The 25742-nt window shown below is 29.3% G+C and carries 22 protein-coding genes; 1 reads left to right on the plus strand and 21 read right to left on the minus strand.

All coding sequences use genetic code 11. From position 1 onward, the window contains the following. Positions 1 to 104 precede the first annotated feature (104 nt). From fni to JMO20_RS19690, 10 genes are all read right to left on the minus strand, one after another. Positions 105 to 1133 (minus strand): type 2 isopentenyl-diphosphate Delta-isomerase, encoded by a 1029-nt coding sequence (fni, locus tag JMO20_RS19645; protein WP_202711548.1) that lies wholly within the window; start codon positions 1131 to 1133, stop codon positions 105 to 107. Beyond that, positions 1133 to 1882: an ABC transporter permease gene (locus JMO20_RS19650; protein WP_202711550.1), complete on the minus strand. Its 750-nt coding sequence runs from the start codon at positions 1880 to 1882 to the stop codon at positions 1133 to 1135. The genes fni and JMO20_RS19650 overlap by 1 nt, the downstream gene beginning before the upstream one ends. After that, positions 1875 to 2828, minus strand: coding sequence for an ATP-binding cassette domain-containing protein (locus tag JMO20_RS19655; RefSeq protein ID WP_202711552.1), 954 nt, complete (start codon positions 2826 to 2828; stop codon positions 1875 to 1877). Before JMO20_RS19655 ends, JMO20_RS19650 begins: the two co-directional genes overlap by 8 nt. A gap of 16 nt (positions 2829 to 2844) precedes the next feature. Beyond that, entirely contained in the window at positions 2845 to 3822 is a 978-nt protein-coding gene (locus tag JMO20_RS19660; RefSeq protein ID WP_202711554.1) for a hypothetical protein, read from the minus strand. A 115-nt stretch (positions 3823 to 3937) separates the two neighbouring features. Further along, positions 3938 to 4546, minus strand: coding sequence for a CPBP family intramembrane glutamic endopeptidase (locus JMO20_RS19665; RefSeq protein ID WP_202711556.1), 609 nt, complete (start codon positions 4544 to 4546; stop codon positions 3938 to 3940). After that, positions 4543 to 5544: a radical SAM/SPASM domain-containing protein gene (locus tag JMO20_RS19670; RefSeq protein WP_202711558.1), complete on the minus strand. Its 1002-nt coding sequence runs from the start codon at positions 5542 to 5544 to the stop codon at positions 4543 to 4545. The genes JMO20_RS19665 and JMO20_RS19670 overlap by 4 nt, the downstream gene beginning before the upstream one ends. Before the next feature lie 55 nt (positions 5545 to 5599). Continuing rightward, positions 5600 to 6571 (minus strand): radical SAM/SPASM domain-containing protein, encoded by a 972-nt coding sequence (locus JMO20_RS19675; protein WP_202711559.1) that lies wholly within the window; start codon positions 6569 to 6571, stop codon positions 5600 to 5602. Between the two features lies 1 nt (position 6572). After that, positions 6573 to 6836, minus strand: coding sequence for a PqqD family protein (locus JMO20_RS19680; protein ID WP_202711560.1), 264 nt, complete (start codon positions 6834 to 6836; stop codon positions 6573 to 6575). An 84-nt stretch (positions 6837 to 6920) separates the two neighbouring features. Continuing rightward, a complete protein-coding gene (locus tag JMO20_RS19685; RefSeq protein ID WP_202711561.1) occupies positions 6921 to 7925 on the minus strand; it encodes a radical SAM/SPASM domain-containing protein in 1005 nt (334 codons plus the stop codon). A gap of 739 nt (positions 7926 to 8664) precedes the next feature. Continuing rightward, positions 8665 to 9282, minus strand: a complete 618-nt coding sequence (locus tag JMO20_RS19690) for a nitroreductase family protein (RefSeq protein WP_202711562.1) — start codon at positions 9280 to 9282, stop codon at positions 8665 to 8667. Positions 9283 to 9775: 493 nt separating this feature from the next. On the opposite strand from JMO20_RS19690, the gene JMO20_RS20535 reads away from it, so the two are divergent. Beyond that, positions 9776 to 10732 carry an ECF transporter S component gene (locus tag JMO20_RS20535; RefSeq protein WP_279380190.1) on the plus strand — a complete coding sequence of 319 codons (957 nt, stop codon included), beginning with the start codon at positions 9776 to 9778 and terminating at the stop codon, positions 10730 to 10732. A 95-nt stretch (positions 10733 to 10827) separates the two neighbouring features. Here the strand turns inward: JMO20_RS20535 and JMO20_RS19700 are convergent, their stop codons facing one another. The 11 genes from JMO20_RS19700 to JMO20_RS19750 all read right to left on the minus strand — a co-directional run bounded on the left by JMO20_RS19700 (position 10828) and on the right by JMO20_RS19750 (position 25585). Further along, entirely contained in the window at positions 10828 to 13743 is a 2916-nt protein-coding gene (locus JMO20_RS19700; protein WP_202711563.1) for a VWA domain-containing protein, read from the minus strand. Further along, positions 13733 to 15529 carry a vWA domain-containing protein gene (locus tag JMO20_RS19705; protein WP_202711564.1) on the minus strand — a complete coding sequence of 599 codons (1797 nt, stop codon included), beginning with the start codon at positions 15527 to 15529 and terminating at the stop codon, positions 13733 to 13735. The genes JMO20_RS19700 and JMO20_RS19705 overlap by 11 nt, the downstream gene beginning before the upstream one ends. Positions 15530 to 15533: 4 nt before the next feature. Then, the gene (locus JMO20_RS19710) at positions 15534 to 16403 is read right to left on the minus strand and encodes a DUF58 domain-containing protein (protein ID WP_202711565.1); all 870 of its coding nucleotides are present in this window, start codon (positions 16401 to 16403) and stop codon (positions 15534 to 15536) included. Positions 16404 to 16427: 24 nt separating this feature from the next. After that, positions 16428 to 17414 carry an AAA family ATPase gene (locus tag JMO20_RS19715; RefSeq protein WP_202711566.1) on the minus strand — a complete coding sequence of 329 codons (987 nt, stop codon included), beginning with the start codon at positions 17412 to 17414 and terminating at the stop codon, positions 16428 to 16430. Positions 17415 to 17441: 27 nt separating this feature from the next. Beyond that, on the minus strand, positions 17442 to 19061 hold the full coding sequence (locus tag JMO20_RS19720; protein WP_202711567.1) for a hypothetical protein: 1620 nt from the start codon (positions 19059 to 19061) through the stop codon (positions 17442 to 17444). A 425-nt stretch (positions 19062 to 19486) separates the two neighbouring features. Continuing rightward, complete coding sequence (locus JMO20_RS19725; RefSeq protein WP_202711568.1) at positions 19487 to 19729, minus strand: WYL domain-containing protein; 243 nt, start codon at positions 19727 to 19729, stop codon at positions 19487 to 19489. Between the two features lie 229 nt (positions 19730 to 19958). Then, positions 19959 to 20474, minus strand: a complete 516-nt coding sequence (locus JMO20_RS19730) for a YkvA family protein (protein ID WP_243414881.1) — start codon at positions 20472 to 20474, stop codon at positions 19959 to 19961. Between the two features lie 152 nt (positions 20475 to 20626). After that, positions 20627 to 21526, minus strand: coding sequence for an ABC transporter permease (locus JMO20_RS19735; protein ID WP_202711569.1), 900 nt, complete (start codon positions 21524 to 21526; stop codon positions 20627 to 20629). Next, positions 21523 to 22449: an ABC transporter ATP-binding protein gene (locus tag JMO20_RS19740; RefSeq protein ID WP_202711570.1), complete on the minus strand. Its 927-nt coding sequence runs from the start codon at positions 22447 to 22449 to the stop codon at positions 21523 to 21525. Before JMO20_RS19740 ends, JMO20_RS19735 begins: the two co-directional genes overlap by 4 nt. Before the next feature lies 1 nt (position 22450). Beyond that, complete coding sequence (locus JMO20_RS19745) at positions 22451 to 24856, minus strand: DUF7408 domain-containing protein (RefSeq protein WP_202711571.1); 2406 nt, start codon at positions 24854 to 24856, stop codon at positions 22451 to 22453. 285 nt (positions 24857 to 25141) lie between these two features. Continuing rightward, a complete protein-coding gene (locus tag JMO20_RS19750; RefSeq protein ID WP_202711572.1) occupies positions 25142 to 25585 on the minus strand; it encodes a hypothetical protein in 444 nt (147 codons plus the stop codon). Positions 25586 to 25742 lie beyond the last annotated feature (157 nt).

Below are 25742 nucleotides of genomic sequence, written 5' to 3' on the forward strand. Positions count from 1 at the left end.
AATCACCTTTATTTATAGATACATGCACCTATGAAAGTTGTATATACTCTATTAAACAACAACCTGTCAGTAAATATATTCTTAACTCTTAACAATCAATCATTCTATGCTTTTCTATTCTTTAGTTCCCCACCTATTATAACTGGAATATGTTGCAATTCATCAATAGTCTCACTGCCAACAAATATCATAATCATCTTAACTTTATATAATAAATCATTTAAGAATCTTTCTGCACTTTCGTATCCTTCTTTTATAAGCTTTCTTAATATTATTCCACTTATACCTATCATTTTACTTCCTAAGCATAGGGATTTAACTATTTCTTCTGCCTTAGTAATTCCTCCACTAGTAATTATATTAAGTTCTCTACTAATCTCTCTACACTTAATTAAGCTTTCAGCTGTAGGAATACCCCAGGAATGGAATTCAGAAAAATCCATATTTTCATCTCTTTCATCCTCTATTGCTATAAAATTCGTTCCACCTTTACCACCGATATCTATATAGTTTATTCCTACATCAAATAGCTTCTCTGCAACTTTTTTAGACATTCCAAATCCTACTTCCTTTACAATGACTGGAACGGATGTATTTTCTGAAATGTATTTAATATTACTTAATATGCCTTTAAAATTTCTATCTCCTTCTTTCATACACATTTCTTGAGGAACATTAAGATGTAATTGAATACCATCAGCTTCTATCATTTCTATAGCCTTTAATACATTTTTATAAGGAGAATTAGCTGAAAGATTCCCAATAACAACTTTATCTTCCATGACTTCACGAACAATTTCAAATGATTTATATTCTGAGCTATCAATCGCTATAGTTTGGGAACCAACTGCCATTGCAAGATTATATCTTTTAGCTAATCTTGCAAGTTGAAGATTAATCTTAATTCCTTCATCAAAACCACCAGTTATGGCATTAATAATAATTGGATAGTCTAGCTTTTTACCTAAAAAAGTACAGCTTGTATCTATAGTATCAAAGTCCATTTCAGGTAAGGAGTTATTCTCTAGAATAATGTCCTCAAATCCAGTACTATTATTAGAACTAGTTTTTAAAAACATTTCAATATGTTGCTTTTTTCTTAGTTTTCTAGGGTTTATTTTTTTTCCATCCACTAATCCCAAACCCTTTTTAAAATATAGCAAGAAACAATGGCAAAGCCCAACAAAATTATGATATATCTATAAAACATCATATTGAAATTATTATTAAGTATTAATCCCAATAGTTTTGAAGAATAGGTTACTGGAAAAAGATAGCTTGTCTTAGCAAGAATCATGGGAATTCTGTCATCGGGAATAATCACTGGAGATAGGGCGATCATAATTGTAAACAATATGTTGCCTATTGCATTTGCATGCTGTGGTTCTTTGGCCTTCCATCCAATAAATGATGCTATTCCTATAAGGGAGATTACTGCTAACATTATTGTTAATATAATAGATAGTATTGTTGTTACTCCCGTTATAGTTACCCCTAAAAACAATTTTCCTAATATAAATACAAAAACTATAGAAGGGGTATATGCAATTAATAAAGATACTAATAAAGAAATAACGAATGCATGCATACTTATAGGTAACGTTCTATAATAATCAATACTACCATCCTTTTTCAAAATTGCAATTCTAGATGACAATAATAATAAAATCGGCATAGTCATACTTATTATTATATTTCCTGATAATATCTTTGTAACATATTGGGCATTATCTAGATCAACATAAAACTTTAAGAAAAACATTAACCCTAGAGGAGTGAATAATCCAAAAATCATTTGAAATATCCATGTAGTCCGTATATCTAAGATATTTATGATTAATAAGTTACGAAAGTCTTGAAAAAAATCCTTTACTTTAAGCATTTTCTAATTCTCCTTTATTATTAATAATACTAAAATATTTATCTTGTAGATTTATACTTGATACACTAAGTTCTACTCCTTCATTAATAAAGCCTTGGGTTATATTAAAAATATCATTAAAATCCTTTTTTGATGCAATTAAGTAGTTATAGTCTTTTTCATCAAAAATCTCATAACCTTCTTCCTTCAGAATTTTTGTAAGTAATCTAGAAGAATGCTTTAATATTATCTTTATCAAATCGTTAGACTCTTTGCATAGGGTGCTAGGACTATCAATAATTAATATTTCCCCGTTAAACATTATCCCTATCCTATCAATAACCTTTTCAAACTCTATAAGGTCATGGGTAATAAGAAGTATTGTAGAATTACATTCTTTTCTGCACCTCATTATTTCTTTTATAAAAACCTCTCTTTTTTCCACGTCTAAATTGTTAGTTGGCTCATCAAAAACCAAAATAGGACTATATCCAATAAAGGTCATACATAGATTAACTAGTTGTCTTTCTCCACCAGATAATGATGAAACTAAACTATCCTTTAAATATTTTATTTGGAATAAATCAATAAGGCGATCTACTTCTTCTCTGCATTTATTTTTTTGCATTTTCTTAAGCTTCCCTACATAGTAAATTGCTTCCTTTACCTTTAATCCCCTTAATAATCCATTTACATTTTGGGGCTGATATGATACATAGTTGCCTATAAACTTACTATTTTTTGAGCCCTTAAGACTTTCATCTCCTTCAATAAATATTGTCCCACTATCTGGTTTTTCCAGTCCCATCATCTGCCTTATTAATGTAGTTTTCCCTGAACCATTAGGCCCAGCTAAGCAATATATTTCTCCTTTAAAAATCTCTAAGTTTATATTTTTATTTACAATCTTATCGGCATATGATTTAACTATATTATTAACACTGATATATACCTTTTTATTTTCCACTTTAATCATCTCTCTTTCACAACAATTCAATTATACCTAAAGCAGGAGTATATTTAATATCTTTGAGGTTACAGATTGATTTCATAGGTATAAGCTTTTTATATCTAGTATCTTTTAATACGTGTTCCTTTAAGAAATTACTTCCAATCCCGCATAGGATAATTTGCGGCTCTCCATAGAAGTTTTCTTTTATTACTCTAGTTATCCCCTTTAATACTTTACTTTTCATTTCCTCACTTATGTATTGACAAATACTGTCTAGAGTCTCCCTGCTAATAATATTCAAATCACCACACACTAGTCTAGCTACATTGAAATATGCTCTTTTTATTAGCATTCTCTCAGTTAAAAGATCATTGTCTAAGGCATATTCTTCTTTATTGATGTGTCCCAAAATATAGTTTATATCTCCTATTCTAGTTGTTGTCTCTCCTACCAGATTTACTTGATGTCCATTCATTAAAATGCTATTAGATATTGTCTGAACCAGGGTTCTGCGCATCCCTATATAAAGCAATTCTTCTTTTATCATTCTTTCATGAATGCTGTAATTATTATTTTTTATGTTTATATTTATAGGCACTATATCCGTTGATGAACTACCACAATCTATTATTAAAGAATCTTCTTTTACTTTTCTTTTTATAAAATCCCTAGTTATACACCAATTATAGCAACCTTGAATATCCACAGTTCTAAATTCCTTTATAGGTTTAAAGTTTCCCTCTTTTGAATAATAGTAAATATTATCTTCATTTAACGTTGTAGCTTCAATAACTATACTTGCTATTCTATCTGCTCCTTCTGATAAAGACTCATATAATAGAGTAGCAGTAGTAGTGAAATATAATTTTTCTGTATCCTCACTTAGTCTATATATGGATTCTTCTAATTGAATTTCAAATTGATCAATAGTCTTTGCATAAATATTTATAAGCCCTTGACTTAATATTTCCTTACTTCCATTAAATACATTGGCTATAGCATATTTCAAATTAGCTCCCCCTATATCCAAGGATAAAATTCTCAATATTATCACCCCTTAAAATACTATTGAATCCATAAGCTTTATTTTTCATCTCTGTCCATTATTGCTATTTAATAAAATATCATTCTACTAGATTGTCTTGCAAAAGCTTCTTTTTAAACAATGTTAGACCATAAAACCTTAAGTAGCATCCAAAATTAACTATGATGTGCAAAGCTAAATTTAAGAAAAAATTATGATAAGCTAATAACGAAAGAACTGGTGCATATATTAAAAGGTAATATATTCTTTTATTTTTAAAATCATGGTTGATAATAAAAATAAAACTTACAATAATTGTAGTGATACCAATATTAAAGGTTTTTAATAAGCTTGATTGTATATATCCCCTATAAACAATTTCTTCTACTATAGGAACGTACACTACAAATTTTAATAAATGGATTATTTTTTCTTTCTTAGATAATAATGATGAATATTTACTATTTTGATAAAAGGTTAAAGATAATAAAAATCCTAATAATAATATAACTACAGTTATAATTATTTGATAAAAAGTAATATTATTAAATCTAAGGTTTATTTCAGAATTTAGAAAAACATTTCCAATACTAAAAACTATTAAGAAGTATTGAATTATTTTGCTTGCTTTTATATTTCCTTTATAAATTCTAGATAAAATAGTTATGATAACCAGAACTAAAATGCATACAATAGTCTGTATATTCATAATTTTTCACCTTCAATTATGTCTTTAATACAAAATGGATCTTCTGTGAAATCATTTCCATATATTGAATAGGAAGCCGAGCAACATCCTCCACATTTTTCTTTATATTTGCATACACTACACTCTTCAATCAGAGAGTTATTACGAGCTTTCCTTACAATTTTTTTTACAAAAATATCTTCCAAATTTTCTTCGAATATATTTCCAATAGTCATTGGCATAGATGGACATAGACTAAAGTCTCCTTTAGTATTCATCCCTAAATACAGCTTGCCAGCACCACAGCCTCCAGTTATTCTATCATTTTCATTAATTAGGCTATATATAGGATCATTAAAGGATATTCTAACTTTAGGATTTTTCTTGTCAATACTTGAAATCCATTTCATAACCCGAATATATTCTTCTTTATTTAAGATAAGTTCTTTATTATTTATAGCACTTCCTGTAGCTAATAACCTAAAGAAATGCCACTCTTCAATATCATAGTAATCAATAATATTAAATAAACTACTCATTTCATCTAAGTTTAACTTATTGGGAATAGTAGTAACATTTACTCTGTGATTATCCTCCTTTAGTATTTCAATAGCCTTAATTGATTTATCAAATGCACCTTTAATACCTCTAAATTTATCATGGGAATATTTATTACTACCATCTAGACTGATCCTAACTCCATCTATATCTAACTCCTTTAGTTTTTTAGATATATCTTTATTAATTAACGTGCCATTAGTATTTATCTCTACACAAAACGCCCTTTTTTTCAATTCTCTAATGATATCAAATATATCCTTCCTCATAAGAGGTTCTCCACCCGTAAGAGTAATTCTGAATATTCCATAGTTATCTAATAAACGTATTACCTCCATTACTTTTTCATAGCTCATATCATATTTATCCTCATCAATTTTACTAGAATAACAATGCTTGCATTTAAGATTACAATTATCTGTTATGGACCATGATATGGCGTTAGGTACACAGAAACTCATAATTAACTTCCTTTCTTAACTTATTGTAGAAATACAAAGTATATAAATCTCTACTTTAAAAATCGTAGCTATCTAGTTTGCTGCAATTATTAAGTAACATAGCTTTACAATTACTAAAACAATTATTATTGTTGTTTTCACACTCTTTGCAGTTAAGGATTTTATCTAATTGTCTAATTTCTTTTAATTTTCTAGAATTAAGCCAAATGTTATGAATATCCTTCTCCATAATATTTCCGCAGATAAACTTAGGATTACTTAGAAAAGCACAGAAGTACACATCACCTTTGTAATTAATAGCAATAGTTTCCTTTCCCGCTGTACAAAAGGATTTATTATCATAAAACTCACTATCTATTTCAATATCTATTTCCTTAGAATATTTCTCTTTTAATTCTTCAAGATATTTAGATATAAATTTGAAATCAACTATATCCAAATTGTTTTTTAAAGCATTCCCAGATTTTATTAATTTAGTTGCTCTATAAGTCTTTGCTCCATTTTCTAAAGCTATTTCTATAATTTTATCTATATAATTAACATTATCATTAGTGATAACTGTTGACACAGTTACATGAAAATTATTATCAGATAATAATTTAATAGCTTGAAGAGTATCCTTAAATATCCCTTTTTTATTTCTTAGCCTTTCATGTTCTTCATCCGTATGACCATCTAAACTTATTTGTATGTTTGATATCTTATCTCTTGTGTTTTTAAGAAATTCTTTATTTACTAAGATACCATTTGTACTAAGTCCTACTAATAAGTTGTATTTATTAGCTAAATTTATAATATGTACTATGTCTTCTCTCATAAGTGGCTCTCCTCCACCAAGGACAACCCCAAAAGTTCCTATCTCATCAAGCCTTTTAAATAAAGCTTTAATTTCGTTTAAAGGTAGTTCATAACCATCTTCGTTCGCCATAGAATAACAATGTTTACATTTTAAATTACATTTATTAGTCACTTCTAAATATACAGTATTAGGTGCATATAGGGCTTGTCCTGATAAATCACCCTTCATTTTAAGCCTCTTTTAGTAAATCTAACTGAATCAACTGATTAATAAAGTCTTCCACATCAGATTTTATTTCATTAGCTTCCACATCAAACTCCTTAGATACTTCTTCTATTATCTCTTTAGAGTCCAATGAGCCATCACATAATTCCCATACACTTGCTCCCACATTATTTAATTTTTTCATCTCTCTGTTTTTGGGAATATATAAACATACTTCATCAACTTCTCTTCTCCATCTAATCTTAGGATTTCTTTGTAAATTATTCATTTTACAATTCTCCTTTCAAAATTATAATTTATGTGGTCCTCTCTCATACACAAGTGACCCTAGCATATAAAAAGTTAAGTTTTACTATATGGTACAATATGGGTCTGGGAGATACCCATCTTCATGTATCCCTATTGCTGCTGCCCTACAGCCTCCTTTACATGATTGGATATAATTACAGCCTTTACATTTACCTTGATATTTTCTAACATCTCTAAAATCTCTCATTGTTTTTCTATGCCATATATCAAAGAAACTTTCCTCTTTTACATTTCCACATACATACTTCTCATTATTTATATATGAACATGGTGTAACATTACCGTTATATTTAATTGCACATGTACTTGTTCCAGCCGAACAAAACTCTTGAGTCATTTCATTCTCTAAAAAGTCAGTACTATGATCAGAAGCTATTTCAATTATTCCTTCATATTTTTCCTTTAATCTTAAAAGTTCTCCATGTACGTGATTAGCTTCATGTTCATTTATCGCATTTTCCTTAAACTCCTTTAAACCTCGCCCTGATGGGATATACCTTATGGTTCTAAATTCCTTAGCTCCATTATCTATAGCGATTTTTACAATATTCTCAATCTCAAAACAATTAATCTTGCTAATAACCGAACACACTATGACTCTATTTCCTTCACTTGATAATGTTTTAATTCCTTCAATAGATTTGTGAAAAGCACCTTTTACACTTCTAAACTCGTCATGAATATGGGCTTGAGGACTGTCTATACTAACTTGAATTCCATTAAGGTTATATTTCGAAAGTTTTTTTGCTATTTCTTTAGTAATAATTGTTCCATTTGTTGCAATCCCTACATCCAAATTTTTCTTAACAGCATAGTCAATTATATTAAAAATATCTTTCCTTATTAAGGGTTCTCCACCTAATAGTATTAATTGAAATACACCTATATCGCTTAATTCATCAATTAATCTATAGGCATCCTCCTCTGTCAAGTCTTCATCGTCTTTATTTTCAATAGATGAAGATGAATAACAATGACTACATTTTAAGTTGCATTTTGAAGTTACATCCCATGAAACTACTTCTGGACTATTTGTATACTCAACCATAGCTTACATTTCCTTTCTTATTTTTATAGTACTCATTAACAAAGGTTTGTCTTTTCATAGATACTAAAGCTTGTTAGTTATAATTAATTTAATATTTGTAAAGAATATATGAAAAATAGGTAGCTTGAATTAAGTATTTAGTTAAAATTCATGTAGTTTTTAATATAGTTTGAATTTCTATTTAGTCTATACTTTTTTACTATATTTATTGATTAGTAACTTCCATAGCATCCACATGCAGGTGGCTGCTCAACTTCATTTGATAATAAGAAATTTGGTTTCTCATATTGCTTGTCAACGTTCATTATTTCTGGCTTTTTATACATACATGACACCCCCCTTTAACCTATTTTTTCAAGCTACCTACTTTTGCCCCTTAATAATAAAAAGATACTGTTATAAAATGTGAATTTATTAACAGTATCGAAGAAAAATTGGTTTAAAACAATATATTTTATATTAGTTTGATTTTTCCTGGAATTTTAATACATTTATTGGGTTTAATCCCATTTTTTATAATTATACACTTTACCACTTTAAAGTGTCAACAGGTCTATTTTGTCGTATGTTGTCAATATTTGTGTTATTCTCTTCGAAGTTGGCTTGTTTTAAACATTTTTTTACTTTTAAAAAATTACTAAATATTTTAATAAAAAATAAAAGTGGTAATCTAAATTGTTATGAAAAGTACAACAACTAGATACCACTTTTATTTTAGTTCATATATAACTATAATTTTCTAAAACTCCTTCACAATCTCATCATATAGAAATCTTCTTTCTCTACTTTTTATTTCCTTACTATCATCATGATATCCTATAGATATAAGCATAGTTACTGTTTTACTATCATCTATATTGAAAATCTCCTTCAACTTATCTTCATCAAAGCCAATCATAGGATGAGTATCTACACCGTAGGATTTTGCTGCGTACATAATTGACATAGCAAGTAATGAACTATTCCTTACTGCAAATGCAACTTTTTTTCCTGGAGTTGGATAAAGATTCTTTTCTGAATTATCTATAATGCTTTTTGCTTTATTTTCTGATAATCCACTCTCAATTTTTACATCCCATATTGGATTATTTCTTCTATATCCTAATGTATCTCCAACTATAGCTAAAGTAACAGGAGCATTTAAAACCTTTTTTTGACTGCAGGCTTCATTATATAGTCTTCTTTTAGCTTCATCTGATCGAATGGCTATAATCTCCCATGGCTGTAGATTAAATGCCGATGGTGCTAAAACAGCCATATTAATAATTTCCTTAAGGGTTTTATCATCTAAGCTCTTATCAGGATCAAAATACTTAATTGATCTTCTTTCTTGAAATACCTCTTTAATATTTTTCATCTATTACACCACCCCTTATATTATTTTGGTAGTAATTTTCCATTAACTTATATACCCTATACTTACATGTATAAACTTTAGCCCATTGTATGTAAGCTTTATCTAGTCATAAATTATTGTTTCTCCAGTATTATGCCAATTTATCATTTATTTATCAATTAGATTAGATTTAAAACTTTACTATTTTTATATCAAACAGATTGTATTGCTATGTACAAATATATTTGATACCTCATTTGCTCTAATTCTACCCATAGTCCCTTTTATCTATATTAATACATATAATAATTGTACCCCTATTTCAAAGTTATTATGAAATATTCATAAAAATTGTATCGCAAAAATGTATTGTAACGTAATTGTATCTATTGTATAATACATATAGTAGACTTATTTATACATAAATGATAAATTACTAAATACAATTTTAAAATTGTAATATTAGTGTATTAATTATGTAAAATTATTTCATTCATAAGGGAGGCATTTCAAAATGAAAAGAAACAAAACGCTTTTAATCTTTTGTTTAATTGGACTAATTATTAGTTTCTTCTTACCATGGTTTAATGTACAAATTAATGATAAGGTATACTCATTTACTTCTCTAAAGCTTATCCACTCTTTTGATAAACTTTTAGATTTAAGTGATAGCGTTGGTATAAATAACTTTAATTTTTTAGCGTCATATATTACTTTGCTGTATCTATTACCTATATTAAATATTGGATTACTTATTTTATTAGCGTTAAAGAAAAAGATGAATTTACTGGGTGTTATAAGTAATTTATTTTCTATTATTTTTGTATCCATTATCTTTATTACCATGAAGGAATTCTTACAATACATGAGCTTTGAAATAGGTATTTATTTATTTGGAGTATTTACACTTGCATCATTACTTCTATCAATGGTATCAGAGAAAACTACAGAGCAGTCTCAAAACACAAAAGACATAGTAGTCTCAGGTTTACTTATTGCTTTAGTTTTTATATCAACATACTTCATCCAATTTCATCTTCCTCTTTCCTTAAATAGTGGAGGACTTGTTCATTTAGGAAATACTATGCTATTCTCAATAGCTATAGTATTTGGTAAGAAAAAAGGAGCTGTTGCAGGTGCCTTTGGAATGGGATTATTTGATATAATTGCTGGATGGGCTCTATGGGCTCCATGTACTTTTATTGTTAGGGGCGTCCAAGGATATTTAATTGGATTAATAGCTAATGGCAATGACAGGAAGGGTAATAGTGTAGTATGGAATATAGTAGCCATATCTATTTCATCTGCTTGGATGATTGCAGGGTATTTTATTTATAATATTGCTTTATATCAAAACTGGGCTGCTGCTTTATCTTCGATTCCAGGAGATGTTCTACAAACTGTAATAGGAATCATATTAGGATTACCTTTAGTTTCAGCTTTAAAGAGAATAAAAGGTGTTGCTCTATAGAATCAGTGAAATAGTGAATATATTAAAAAAGACTGGATAATGATGTTTTCTTGATACTATCATCATTCCAGTCTTTTTTAATTTTAATAATGTATTTATTTTTTCTTTTTGTCCTTTGCTTTTAACAGTCTAGAAGTGTTCAAATTACTATCTTTGTTATTCTTTTGTTCCTGAGTTCTACTGTTCTTCTTTGAAACTTCATTAACTTTATCAGTGCTATTTTTTTCTTTTATATTTTTATTAGCTCTATGATTATGAGTAGAGAAGTCTTTACTATCATCTTTGCTTTGATCTCCACTATAGCTCTTTTTCTCTAAACTATCATTACTTCTCATCTTCATTGAAGCTTTCTCTTTAACTTTACTTGAAAGCTTATTAATAGATTCTTCTCTATCTACCGATTTTCTAGGTTGCTTATTATTCCTTTTTAATCTTTTTAGAATGATACTAAACTTATTGCTTATTTTATTAACTATACTTAAATTTAAATTAAGTCTTCTAATCGCTATATCTATTATAAATAATAGTAGAGCAATAATCATTAATATTCTAGATAGATTCTTAAAACCATATATATCATCAAAGTTATCGTTAAATACATCCTCGGGATTACTTATAAATGTTCCATTGCCTCTGTTTGCTAAGCTATTTAATCTATTTACTGAAGATGAAAAGTCATACTCCTTAGAATAATTTACAGATATTCCATGATTAGCTGTATTTACTATATCTCCATCCTTATATTGATTCACCTTTACAATATAAACACCTTTCTCGTCTAAAGGAAACTGCATTTTATACTCTCCTGGTTTATCTGGTAATAGTTCAACTTCTTTTTTAGTATTATCTGGAGATATTATTGTCGCTTTAGTAATAAAATCTTCATCAAATTCATTAGTATTTGTAACTATTACTTCTTGAATGCTTCCGATTTTATTTGACTCAACTATTAAATTATCACTAGATGTCCTTGGTAAAGTCCATTCTAGCATATTTTTCATAAACTCAATACCTTCATCAGTTGTCAAATACTGAGAAGTCCATTTCCCATTTGTATCTGATGTCCAAGCCACACTTCTTCCTAGACCATATTGCCAAGCCGCTAATATAGGTTCATCTTTATCGCTAGTTAGTATAGTTTCTGCCCTATCCTTCCTTGATGTTGATATATATCCATCTAAATTAGGGATTCCATTCAAAAGCGGATTAATCATTTCATGGATATATCTAGCTGTAGGAGTAAAAGTTCTATTATTTATATAGGACTTAGAAGCTAAAAATGTTTCTTTTGTAAAAATTTGTGGTATTGATGTATAGTCATTTACAAAATAATATCTACCTTTTCCTATTTCTGCAATATTCTCAAGTAAATATTGATCTGCTCCATCACCTACCGCAACGGTAGATATGGTGATTCCATCTTCTCGAATATTTTCTAGAAGCTGATCGTACCCTGCACTCTCAGCATGTCCGTCAGTCAAAAGTATAATATGCTTCAATTTAGTTTCTACATCCTTTAAAGCTAAGTAAGCTTCATCTAGTGCAGGAATAATACTAGTTCCTCCACCAGCCCTTATTGTGCCGATACTATTTTTTATGGCATCTTTATCCTGAATACCAGTAACATCAACTACCCATTGGGCAGCGCCATCGAAAGCTACTACACCTATTTGGTCCTTGACCTTAAGTGAATCTACAGCTTTGATTGCAGCTTCTTTTGCTAATTCTATCTTACTTAAACTTTCTGATCCACCCATACTACCAGATTTATCTATTACTAACATAAGTCCTAGACTAGGAACCTCACCATTTATCTTCATTTCCATATCAACAGGTAAAACTTCCTCTAATGGAGTTTTATAATATCCTCCCAAAGCAAAACTATTTTCTCCACCTGTAACCACTAGTCCGCCACCATAATCTCTAACATATCCTTTGATAGAGTTTATAAAACCATTATTTACATTTTCTAAAGAAACGTCACTCATTACGATGGCACTATACTTTGTAAGCTCAGATAATGTTCTAGGTAATTCTCTATCTTTTATATGACTTATATTTAATCCAGATGAATTAAATAATTTCTCTATTTCCCTAGCTCCATTACTCTCTCCATCCACCAATAATATGCTTGGCTTACCTTTAATTTCAGTATAGGTTGAATAATCATTGTTTTCTGTAAAGCTATCCCTTTCAGGAGTTATTACTGCTCTATAAGATTTAAAACCACTTTTATTTGCCTGGTCTTTAAAAATAAATCGATTCATTCCCTCTTCAACAATAACCTCAGATTCTCCAACAATTGTTCTATCAGAGTATAGGGTTACTTTAGCATTGGTTTTTATATTACTATATATCTTCACTAAAACATCAAAGCTTTGATTTTCATGTAATATTTTTGGTACTTCAATATCTTGAATTTGGACTTCTGCACTTTCAGTTTTATTAATAGCATAAATTTTAAAATCTATATTTTTGTGTTGAAGAATGCTCCCCTCTTCCATGCTATTACCGAGATTTTCTTCTCCATCGGTCATAAGAATTACTCTCTTATTTGCATTCTCTGGTAATAAAGCTTGAGAAATTGATAGACCCTTTTGTATATTAGTAAATCCTTCTCCAGGATTAGTTTGAAAATCAACTCTATTTAACTCCTTTGATAAAGGTATCTCAACTTCCCCATTTTCTCCAAAAGTGACTATACCTACTTCGTCTCTATCATCCATATATTCAAGAGAACTCTCTATAAAAGTTCTAATTTCGTCAACATCATTCCTGGTGCTCTCTGATAAATCAACTGCAAAAATTGTAGCTACTCTATCTATAGATGTCTTTAAGCTTAATCCACTTAAAGCTAATATCAATAAAATTACTATAATACTTCTTAAAAGCAAAATCAATTTGCTTTTATTTTTCAAAATCCTATTAAGTCCTCTACCAAAGTAAAAAATAATAAATAAACTTAATGGGATTAATAAAAGTATCCATGGGTTGTTAAAACTAATATTCACGGCTATACACCACCCATTCTAATAGCATAATAATAAGAGCCGCCCAAAGAAGTATATCCCATATACCCCTTCCTGACTTAACCCTATTTCCACTAGTTTGTATTTCTTTGCCATCTTCACCTTGAACAAAGTGAAGATCAGACTCATTTTGAGTATCCACATTCACTACAAAATAACTATTCATTACTTCATCGTTATATAATTCTTCTATTGTATATATTCCTGTATGATTAGTATCAATATATGGCACTAATGGGAATGGTGGTGCTACTCTACTCTTATCCCCTAGTGGATTTATTACATTTACCTCTTTAGTTTTAGGTAATACATCTAGATCAATGTATTCTCCAGACAATACTGATGTTTTTTCTTGAGTAGCTAGATTTAAGGTATAATCTAATACGTTTTGAATAAATATAGGAAAATCTATTTTTAGTGGCAAATTAGTATCATGTATATCAAATCCAATACCTACTATTTTTTGTGCTTCTTTTTCTCCTTTAACCATTATAGGTTGATCATTAGACAATAATACAGAGTCTGCCCAATCAGATTCTCCAAAGACCTTTGTTTCTCCTATGGTAAAATCTAAATTAACATATTTAAATAGTTCATCACTAATGAGTTTAAGCTCACCACTATTATTAACTTCTTTTATAGGCAATATTTCATTATCAGGTGGGTTGATTATAACTATATTACCATCAGTGGGCATCTTTTCTGGCAAAATGCCATCATAAACATAAAGATCATACCCTGAAACATCATCAATAACTTCATTGGTTTTATAAAGCTCTACTCCTGGATTTAAGCTAATTGCCTTTTCAAGAAAAACATTACCTTTAGTGGCTAATAAAACTTTACTAATTTCATTGCTACTGACTACGTAATATCTAGTATTGTCTACTTTTAAGCTATCTTGAATATCTAATTCACCTTTAATAATATTTATAGATGGAGGAATATCAGACCAGTACACACTCTTTTCTTCTCTAGGTTTAATAGTGATTTCCTTGACATCAAAAATTTCATCATCAATATAAAGTACAAGGTCTCCTGAATACTCTGAGTCGGAGTAATTTTTCACCCTAGTTAATACAGTAAGATTATTATCCTGTAAAGAATATGATATATTACTTAATGCTAGGTTATCACCTTGCCCATTAATATTTCTGACATTTAAATTAGGTAAATCAGATGAAATATCTTTATCTGTAAAAAATACTATTTGATAATTTTCCATGTCCTCAATCATAGCATTTAATAATGATAATGTATCCTTTATATTATCAGTGGTATCATTAACCTTGAGATTATTAAGTTCTCTCTGTAAATCCATTTTGTCATTAGACCTACTAGCTATTATCTTCGGTTGAGTACCCATAGTAATTAAGGTTATATTTGTTTCAGGCTTCTTATTCTTAATAATATCTTCAATGTCTTTTTTAGCCTCTAAAAATCTACTTTCATCTATATCTGTACTTTGCATACTGGCTGATGTATCCAATACTATTATTAGATCTCCACCCTTTATAGTATTAGAAAAAATAAAAGGTTGGGCTAAAGCCAACACTAGCATTATAAAGATAATTATTTGCAATAGTAATAGAAGATTCTTTCTTAATCTTTGCCAAGGTCTATTTGCCTCCATATCCCTAATTGCTTTTTCCCAAAGATAATTACTAGAAATTTCAATCTCAGTATGCTGTTTTTTTAATAGATACATCATTATTATTGGTATTAATCCTAATAAAAATAAAAAGGACATTGGAGAATAAAAGCTCATGTAATCACCTCAATATTCCTGCTTTAATAAGTGAATCGAAAATAATTTCTTCCATAGAAGTTTCATTTGATACCAAAATATATAAACAACTATACTTATTACATATCTCTTTAATTGCTGTAGTATAAGCATTAAATGTATCTTCATAGCTTTTTAAAATAGATGTAGTTACAGATACATCCTTTGCTTCATTAGTTTCACTGTCTATAAACCTAATATCTCCTGTATCTCTAGGATGTATCTCTTCTCTACTTAATGTATGAATAACTATAACACTTTGCTTGTTATAGGCAAGATACTTTATTGCTTCTTCAAAATTATCTGTAAATAAATCTGAAATGATTAAGGAAATTCCCCTCTTAAAAGGTCTATTATTTATATAACTAAATAAATCTATTTTTTTATCAAATTTTAATTTTTCAATATAATTAACTAATCTATGAAAAGTGTTCTTACCATTTAAGTATCCAGAATCACTCATGCCTGTATCACTATTTGAAAAAATATTAACTCTGTCCATATTTGATAAACTCAAGTAAGCCATTGATAATGCTAACTGTTGTGCTATTAAAGATTTCTTAGGATTTCCAAAATCCATAGATTTAGAAGCATCTAGAAAAACATTAACCAACGCTTCCCTTTCTTCCATAAAAAGCTTAATAAAAAGCTTTTCAAATCTAGCATAAGCATTCCAATCTATCTTTCGAAAGTCATCCCCTGGAGCATATTCTCTATAGTCTGAGAACTCAACAGAAGAACCTTTGCTTTTGGATTTCCTTGCCCCACTATATCCTTTATTTAAGATAACATTTGAATTCAATTTCAATCTTTCAAGCTTTCTAATAAAGCCACTATCAATTAAATCCTTACCCATAAAATCAATCCTTCTTTAGTTAATTTACTTCTTTTCCAATTCTTTAATCAATTCTTCAATAATAAAATCACTAGTAATATTATCTGATACTGCTTCGAAATTAAGAATAATCCTATGTCTTAACACAGGGTATGCAGCATAAGCAATATCATCAAATGAAACATTATATCTTCCTTCCATAAGAGCTTTAACCCTCGCCGCCTTAATTATAGCTTGGGCTCCCCTTGGACTAGAACCAAATCTCACATATCTTTTAGTTATATCTGGACTGACTTGATTTTCTGGATGGGTAAATAATATAAGATTCATCGCATATTCCATAACTGGCTTAGCAATAGGTATCTCCTTGGCAATATTAGCCATGTCAACTATTTCCTTCCCAGTTGTAACCTTGGATAATTTTATATCTCCCTTAACTGTTGTTATATTTACGATATCTGCTAATTCAGAAGCATTTGGAAACTTCACATCCAGTTTAAAAAGAAATCTATCCATTTGAGCCTCTGGCAAAGGATATGTTCCTTCCATTTCAATTGGATTTTGAGTAGCTAATACAAAAAAAGGTTTATCTAGATTATAGGTGTTACTTCCAACTGTAACGGTCTTTTCTTGCATAGCTTCAAGCATTGCACTTTGAGTCTTAGGTGTTGCTCTATTTATCTCATCTGCCAAGACAATATTACTAAATATTGGACCCTTTTGAAATATAAATTTACTTGCTCCGTCTTCATCATGGGCAATAATATTTGTTCCTACAACATCAGCTGGCATTAAATCAGGAGTAAATTGTATCCTTGAAAAATCTAGACTCAAAACCTTACCTATAGTTTTAACTAACTGAGTTTTTCCTAGTCCCGGTACTCCCTCTAATAGAACATTACCTTCGCATAAAATAGCAATTAGCACTTGTTCTACTACATCCTTTTGTCCTATGATTGCTTTACCAATCTCATCTTTTATCTCATTAACTTTTGAACTAAATACCTTAACATCCTGTTCTTTAATATCCATAGATTTCACCTACCGTTTTAATTTGGTTTATTCAAGCTCACTAAAGTATCTTTTGACTGTCTCCTTCATATTAGCAGGAATCTCTTCATTGCCCAGCTTATCATATGCCTCTTCCCTATAGGTATTTAAGACTTCATTATATGGTAAAGATGTTCCTGGATTATCACCAAACTTCTTGACTTGAATAATATCTGACTGTCCATCATTATCAACATCATCATGTATTTGAGTTGAATATCCCTCTCCTCCAAGATTTTGAGGAGTGAATATTTTTTCATAATCTCGAACTTCCTTTTCTGAGCCATCCTTTGAACCACTGCTTGGACTTCCAGAACCATTATTATCACTACCATTAGATGTCCCGTCTCCAGCACCAGCACCATTTCCTTGACCTTGACCTTGTCCCTGGCCTTGACCCTGACCTTGGCCCTCTCCTTGTCCTTGTCCTTGGCCCTGACCTTGTCCTTGGCCCTCTCCTTGTCCTTGGCCCTCTCCTTGTCCTTGTCCTTGACCATTGTTATTATTTCCATTTCCCATTGTAGCACTCATTTGTTGTAATTGATCCATTATTTGACCCATTGTACCTGATGTTATCGGGCTATTCATTAAACTGCTAACTGTTTGACTAAGATTACTTAAGCTTTGACTAATAGATGCATTGCTACTATTATTGCCTATGTTTTGTGCAATGGCATTAGATAATTCCTTTAAATCTTCAGATAGTTCAGGATTCTTTTCAAGCTCTTCTGCAAGCTCTCTAAGCTCCTCTGCCACCTTTTCTAACTCTTCCTTACTCATGCCTTTTAGTTTTTCTGAAATGTTTTCAATGGCCTTTGCTGCTTCCTCAGGTGATTTATTCTTTATAGCTTCTGCAATTTTCTTGGTTATATCCTTTCTAGATAACTTTTCAGCTATGTCATTCATTTTCTCATCTTCAATTTTTTTAGCAATATTCTCGATTTTCTTCTTAGCTTTTTCTATCTCTTTCTGTAATTCATCTGTATTTTCAGGTTTTGACATTTTCTTTTTTAATTCACTTAATTGTTTCTTTATATTTTCCTTATCAATTTCACTTAGCTGTTTATCTTTTTCAACTTTTTCCTCTACTTTTTCTATCTTATCTATAGCTTCGTCAACCTTTGTTTTATTCTCTTCTAACTCCTTGGCTTGCTTAGCCGAGTTAGATGGAATAAATCCAACTAAAGCTGTTGATAAAACCAATACAATAGTTACTAATAAAATTCTTCTAGGTGGCTTTAAAGATATACTTTTTTTGAAATTATCACTTTTTAAAATATTTATAGAGTCTTCTTTTTGAAGTTTTGCAATATTACTTTCATCATGCGTTAATTCTAAAGAAGTAATAACTCTTTCCTTAAGTCCGAAACTATCTATTAACCTTGCTGTTTCTCTATAGGATGGTCTTTTAATCATGGTCCATATAATCCCAATAATTATGCTTATTAATATTAAATATCCAATTTTCTGCCATACAAAAGTTATTGGAACAATTCTAGATACTAGCATAAATAAAAAAGAAGCGCTACTCCATAATAAAAGCGACATTACCAAATACTTAACTAGTCTTTTGAGAAAATATTTGAATTTAAGGGGCTTTAATAATTCTAATATTTTTTTATCAAGCATATACTCACCCTCTCTATTTTGTCATATTAATCCACAGTTCTATAATTTTATATACATTAATTTCAATATAATGTTGATAATTTCCAAGTTATTCACAATGTATTCTCATTATAACATCTCCTACATTATTAGACGAAATTTATTAGTTTAATGTTCCACCTAATATATTGTACCATATTTTAGGAGTTATATATCTATTCTAGTATAACAAATTATTATTGAAAAGAAATAATCAATTTAAAAATTTTCATATGAAATTTCATTTAAAATAAATGGAATTTACCAATGTACAATTTGTTCAACTTTAATAACCCATGAATATTCACCTAAAAATTATTTATAACAAAAAAACATCTAAGATTATGCTATAAAAAAAGATAAACAATCTTAGATGCCCATAATTTTTAATTTACTTTTCATAAAAACTATATCATAATATTATCTGACTTATTTTCTTTATTACAAATGTCTTTTACTCCAATGGCAGATAGAATATTTTCAATCTTAAATGTCCTTATAGCTCCTTTATCAATATCCAAAGCTTTAATATAATTTGCTTCTATCTTAAGAACTTGAATTTTTCTTTGGATTATCTCCATACCCTTCATATAGATTATAGAGATTAGCTTATGTCGTTCTAATGAGTATTTAATTTGTTTATCTATCATTTACCCACCCCACAAACAATTATAATTTCTTTATATACATATTATACCAGAACATATGTTCTTGTTCAAGTATATAGTTAAGAAAATAAAGTTTTCATTTTAAAATATTTTTGATATGAACCTTTTGCAGTATATTTTGTGAAATTTCTTCAAAAAAAACTCCAAAGTAGATTTGTAATTTAATTAATTACAGTTTCTACTTTGGAAGCATCATATCATCCTTTTAAAATTATCCATCAATTTTTTTCTTAATTTTTTTCCATAGCCCTGATCCAATCATTTCATCAGCTATTTTTAATATTTCTTGAATTGAATATAATAAATCACTTTCTCCTAACCAATGCTTCTTAACTACATGATAAGAAGATTGATTAATAATCTTATTAAGTACAAAAGCTGCTAAGGCTAAATCATCAACAAATCCTAATACACCTACCAGTGCTTCGGGCAAGAAATCTACTGGAGAAATATAGTAGGCTATAGCACTAGCAAGGAGTGCCTTAGATTTAGCAGGAACTTCTTTATCCAATGTTAATTTACAAAGCAAATAAAAGAAGTCTGGTACTAGCAATAAATACTTACTATACTTATATTTCTTTCCCTTTTCTGATTCTAAAAAGTCCATAATTCTTTTTCTAAGTTTTTTATAAAAGCCCTCATGCTTAATTTCTTCCATCTCAATATCTTCATCTTCCATCTCATCAAGCTCGTCAATATCAATCTCATCCATTCTCTTTTCGTCCATAAGATAACCCCCTCATAAATAATTTTTCTACTCATATTATATCATAGTTAAATTATAGTAAAAAGCATATAAATCCTCTATAGTATTTATATGCCTTATATATTTCACTATATACTATTGAAAAACTAATAATTTATTATACTGGATATTTTTTAGCTTTTCTTTATCTTCTTACTTTTTTTATTTCTATTTCCAAATTTCTTCATAGGATTAATCTTAAGTGATGCTAAATATAAAAGAATAAAAGAAAGGATTATACTAACTGCCGAGTTTATATAAAATGTTAATAAAGTCGGTGTATTCGCTCCTCTAAAAATTAGTCCTTCAAATATATTTATCCCCATTTGATTTTCTAAAATTGAAGAAAGTCCACTAAAGGGATTTAGATACATAATAATAGGATAAAAGCGACTAGATTGAGATACCGATGTTGAAACACCAAAAATCCTCGCTAAATAATATGCCCTCCACATTATTGTACCTATTAAGGTTCCAAGAGTTAAAGTTAATGTAATTATATAGCTAATTATCGTAGTTGTTGTTGTCTTCTTAAAGTATGCTGAAATAAAAACTCCTATGCTTCCAAAGAAGAATGCTGTTATTATATAAAAAACAAAGAGAAGTATCATATCCCCAAATGAGAATCCACCAAATAAAAATAGTATACTTAGTATAGGTATAGAGACAACTAAAAAAAGAATAATTTGAGCTAAAGATGCCATTAACTTACCAATGATTATAGAAAAACTAGATAATCTTGTTCCTACTAATAAATCTAAGGTCTGTCTTTCTCTCTCTCCAGATATACTACTAGCTGTAGTAGCTGGAACAATAAGTAAAATAAGTATCATTTGAAATATTATCAGCACAAAGTACGTTTCCCTTAAAGCTCCTGGTCTAAAACCACTATAATAAGTAGAAGAGAAGAATGTCTCATAAGATATTATCAAAAACAATCCTGCTAAAAGTCCCATATATAATGACAATATTGCTGGCGTTTTCCATGTTCTCATTCTGGTTTTTAATTCCTTTTTTAAAACTGGATTTATCATTCTTCATCCCCCTTTGTTACCTTCATAAATATTTCTTCTAGATTACTCTCAATTGGTTTAAATGAAAGTACAGGAACATCATTATTTACTAATTTTTTAATTAGATAAACAATCTCCTTATCTCCACCTTCAAAATTAAATTCAATCGATTTGTCATCATTATATACATTCCCCACAACTGGTTCTTCCTTTAATAACTTCATAGCCTTTTCGGTGAAATCTAATACTGTTAATCTTATATTATTAGTCTTGTTTACTTTTCTCATAATCTCATCGACTGAGCCAGATTCAATAATCTGTCCCCTTTCAATTATTCCTATATTAGTACAAAGCTCAGATAACTCAGGAAGGATATGAGAGCTTATCAGTATGGTTTTTCCCATCCTTCTTAGTTCTTTCAGTATTTCTTTCATTTGAACTCTAGCTCTGGGGTCCATACCCGAAGCGGGCTCATCTAATATAAGTAGTCTTGGATTATGAATCAGGCTTCTAGCCAAGCATAACCTTTGTTTCATCCCTCTAGATAATGAATCTACATATTCACTCTTTTTATTCTTTAAATCAACCAATTCTAATAAATCAGGTATAACCTGTAATTTTTCTTCTTTTGAAAGACCAGCTACGTCACCATAGAAATCAAGATACTCACTAACCTTTAAATCATCATAAACTCCGAAGAAATCTGGCATATATCCCATAATTCCTCTGACTTTCTTAACGTTCTGTGATACCTCTATATTATCAATAAAAATATTTCCAGATGTTGGTTGTAATAAGGTAGCAATCATTTTTAATGTAGTTGTCTTACCTGCGCCATTGGGGCCAACAAACCCGAATATTTCTCCTTCTTCAATTTCTAAAGAAAGATTATTTACTGCTATAAACTTACCATATTTTTTCGTAACATTTTCTAATCTTAACATTTTATTTTACTACCCCCTTTACTGAAAAGGTAGGTACTAATATCTCTCTTCTATTGCCCGTACTACCAATCCTTATCTTAGTACCTTCACCGTCTGAATAATACTCATTTCTATTAGTGTCATCTATAACTAGAGAGCTACTACTGTATGCATCCCATTTCTTTGTTTCATAATTATATATGGTTATGTCATATTGACTGGCAAAGCTTCCATTAATTATATCTATATTCATTGTATTCATATCTATTTTTTCTTCGGCCTTAAAGCCAAATTCTACACTTCCACTTCCATGAAAGCTTTGCATATTAATATCAAAAGCCATATTACCTGGGTCTAATATATTGGGCTTTAAAATTCCATAAGGTATCTCTATTTCATTTCCAGATTCATATTTAATATTAATTGGAATTAGTATCAGATTTCTGTCAAGTCTTTCCCCAACTACATCATTAACTGTAACTTCCTCACCTATAGAGTTCTTGCTCCAGCCAATAATCATCAGATTATTTGAAACTATTTCCTTAGCGAATTCACCCATATAGCTTTCTAATATTTCTCTTTTGACTCTATCATTAAGAATATTTTCTTTATCTGAATTAATATTGCTCCATGGATAAAGATTATTCACCAAATCATAGTATCGTTTTGCATTATTAGCTGATTGAGCCACTCCAGCTTCAACAGTAACCTTATCATTTTTATTTATATCTCCAATCCTCTTATAATTATTGCCATAAATAAAAACAGCTTCTTCAATATTCAATTGTGATAGGTTTTCTATTTCACCTACTATCTTACCTTCTTTGAAGTAAAACTCATTATTTATTGGTCCATCTAATTTTATATCACCAGCTGTAGTAATAAGATCTAAATCCCATACTCCTCTTTGTCTAAATACTAGCTCTCTCTTATTATCAATTATATACTCTACAGCTATCTCTTTATCTTTAATTTGATTATAATTATAAGAAGACCTATCATCTGACGGTAATGATAATTTTCCATCAGATTCTAAACTAATTTTAACGTCACCATTACTAAAGCTTAGTACCGATGAGGTTGATTCAACTGAAGCAATACTCGTATTAGGCAGATATCTAACTACTGAAATACTATTGACTAATGGTTTATCAAATCCAGTTCTAAATCCCCAAAAATATATAACTAGTGAGAAAGCTAAAACAATAGCAGGTATTGTAATCCATCCCTTTTCTCTCTTATCTAATTTCTTTAAAACAATGTAATTTATAGGACCAATTATTAAGATAAACATAATCAATAAACCAAGGATCAGCTTAGTTGAAATAGATTTGTCCATAGGAATATATTGAAGTATATTATTGAATCTGTTATAGCTTGGATAAGTTCCTACTATCTGATTATTAGTATTTCCTTCTCTAGGAGACATTTTATCTTGAAGTAACTCTTCCATAAAGTCCTCTTTATCTTTCCAGTCTATAAATGGACTAATACCTATATCGAACCCTATTATTGTTATGCTTCCTACTCCCATTTTTTTATCAAAAACTAAAGGTGTTTTTTCAGTAGATAATAAAACATCTTTTTCATCATGGTCTGCTTTTATAATCGTCAAATTATCAGAACTAGGATTATCACTATTGAAGGTACTATATAATATGTTTGCATTTATTTTTTCTGTGCCCTGTGCTTGAATATAATTCAAATCATCTAAGCCCTTCAAAGTTTTCTGATAGTTAGGACCAGTCCCAATAACTAAGAATCCTCCTTTTTCAGTCCATGTTTTGAGGGCTGAAATTTGCTTATCATTTAGTCTTTCAGTATCATAATTATTAATAACAACAATATCAAACTGTTCAAGTAGCTGCCAATCTTCTGGTATATATTTAGTTAGATCAGATACTTTACTATCTCTCACTCGATTTGTCCCATCTAATATATCAAACAGTACTACATTAAAATAAGTAAGACTTTCTACATCATCACTTAATACACCAATAGACACAGTATTTTCTATTTCTGCCCTAGATGCTCTATACTCATCTTCCCATAATATATTATCTTTATTATCAATTATCCTTACTATGATTTTGTTTTGCGAGACTTTCATCTCTAAGGGAAAGTTGACTTTTTTTGTAGAGCCTTTAGCTATTTTGAAATTTTGAGTAAATGCTGTATATACTTCTTTATCTCTTATCTGTTCAGGCAACAAAATTTGAATTTTGCCATCAATATCCTCCCCACTATTCATAACCTCTACCTGTACAGGAAATAGATAGTCATACTTATAAAAACCATCATAGCCTACCTCTATGTTTACTTCTATATCGCTGGATGGATCAGCCATTACAATGGTAGATATCAGTGGAAATATAAAAGTTAAGGCTAGAAGCAATACTAATATATTTTTTATTTTTTTATTTTTCATCATACTTTACCTCCCTACCCCTTTTTTTATTCATATGTGCATAAGGTTCCATTAGAGTTCGACGCTTATTTTAATCGAAATGTTCCATGCAAATCATAATAATTTCTCTATAACCATATATTACTATATATTGCCCAATCAGTAAAAGCTTTTATTAGTACAAGGAAATTCCATATAAAAACTTTGAATAATTTTACAAAAAATATTTAATTTGAAAATATGCGAATTCCTCAAATATATAATTTTCTTAATCTAAATATAAAAAATTCCTTGAAAAAGGAATTTTTAATCATGACTTACAGTATCTTTGTTTATATCGTCTATATTAATTTTATCTAGACCCTTTGGAATTATCTCATTGGGATTATCTATAGTTCCGCCCATATCTTCAATAATTTTTTCTACTTTTTCTCTGTCTGATGAACTAATATTTACAACCACTTTATTGTTATAATCAGTTATTTCATCTATGTCTCCCATTCCACTTACTGCTGGATTAGCTGCTGCTAATGATTTCTTACTCATATCAATAGCAGTTTCGTCATCCTGTAAAATAATATTCGATAGACTAACTGAATCTTCAGTTCCTGGTAAATCTTGATGAATATCCATATCTGCAATATAATGATCATTCATATCTGATATAGCTTCACTAAATCCCACTTTTTTCAAAGCTTTTACAGCTTTATTTGCTTTTTTTAAGTTTGAAAAATAACCTATTACTTCCATAATAACTCCTCCACTAAAACAGTATTTATATTTTTTTGGCAATTTGCTTATTAAATATATTTTTTTCATAGTATTAGTTTATTATTCAGCAAATTAAGTTATCCAAGATTAAAATCTAAAATAGTTAATTAAAAGGTACATAATACAATCTATATCC

The organism is Sporosalibacterium faouarense, assembly GCF_016765695.1.
GTDB classification, from domain to species: domain Bacteria; phylum Bacillota; class Clostridia; order Tissierellales; family VENL01; genus Sporosalibacterium; species Sporosalibacterium faouarense.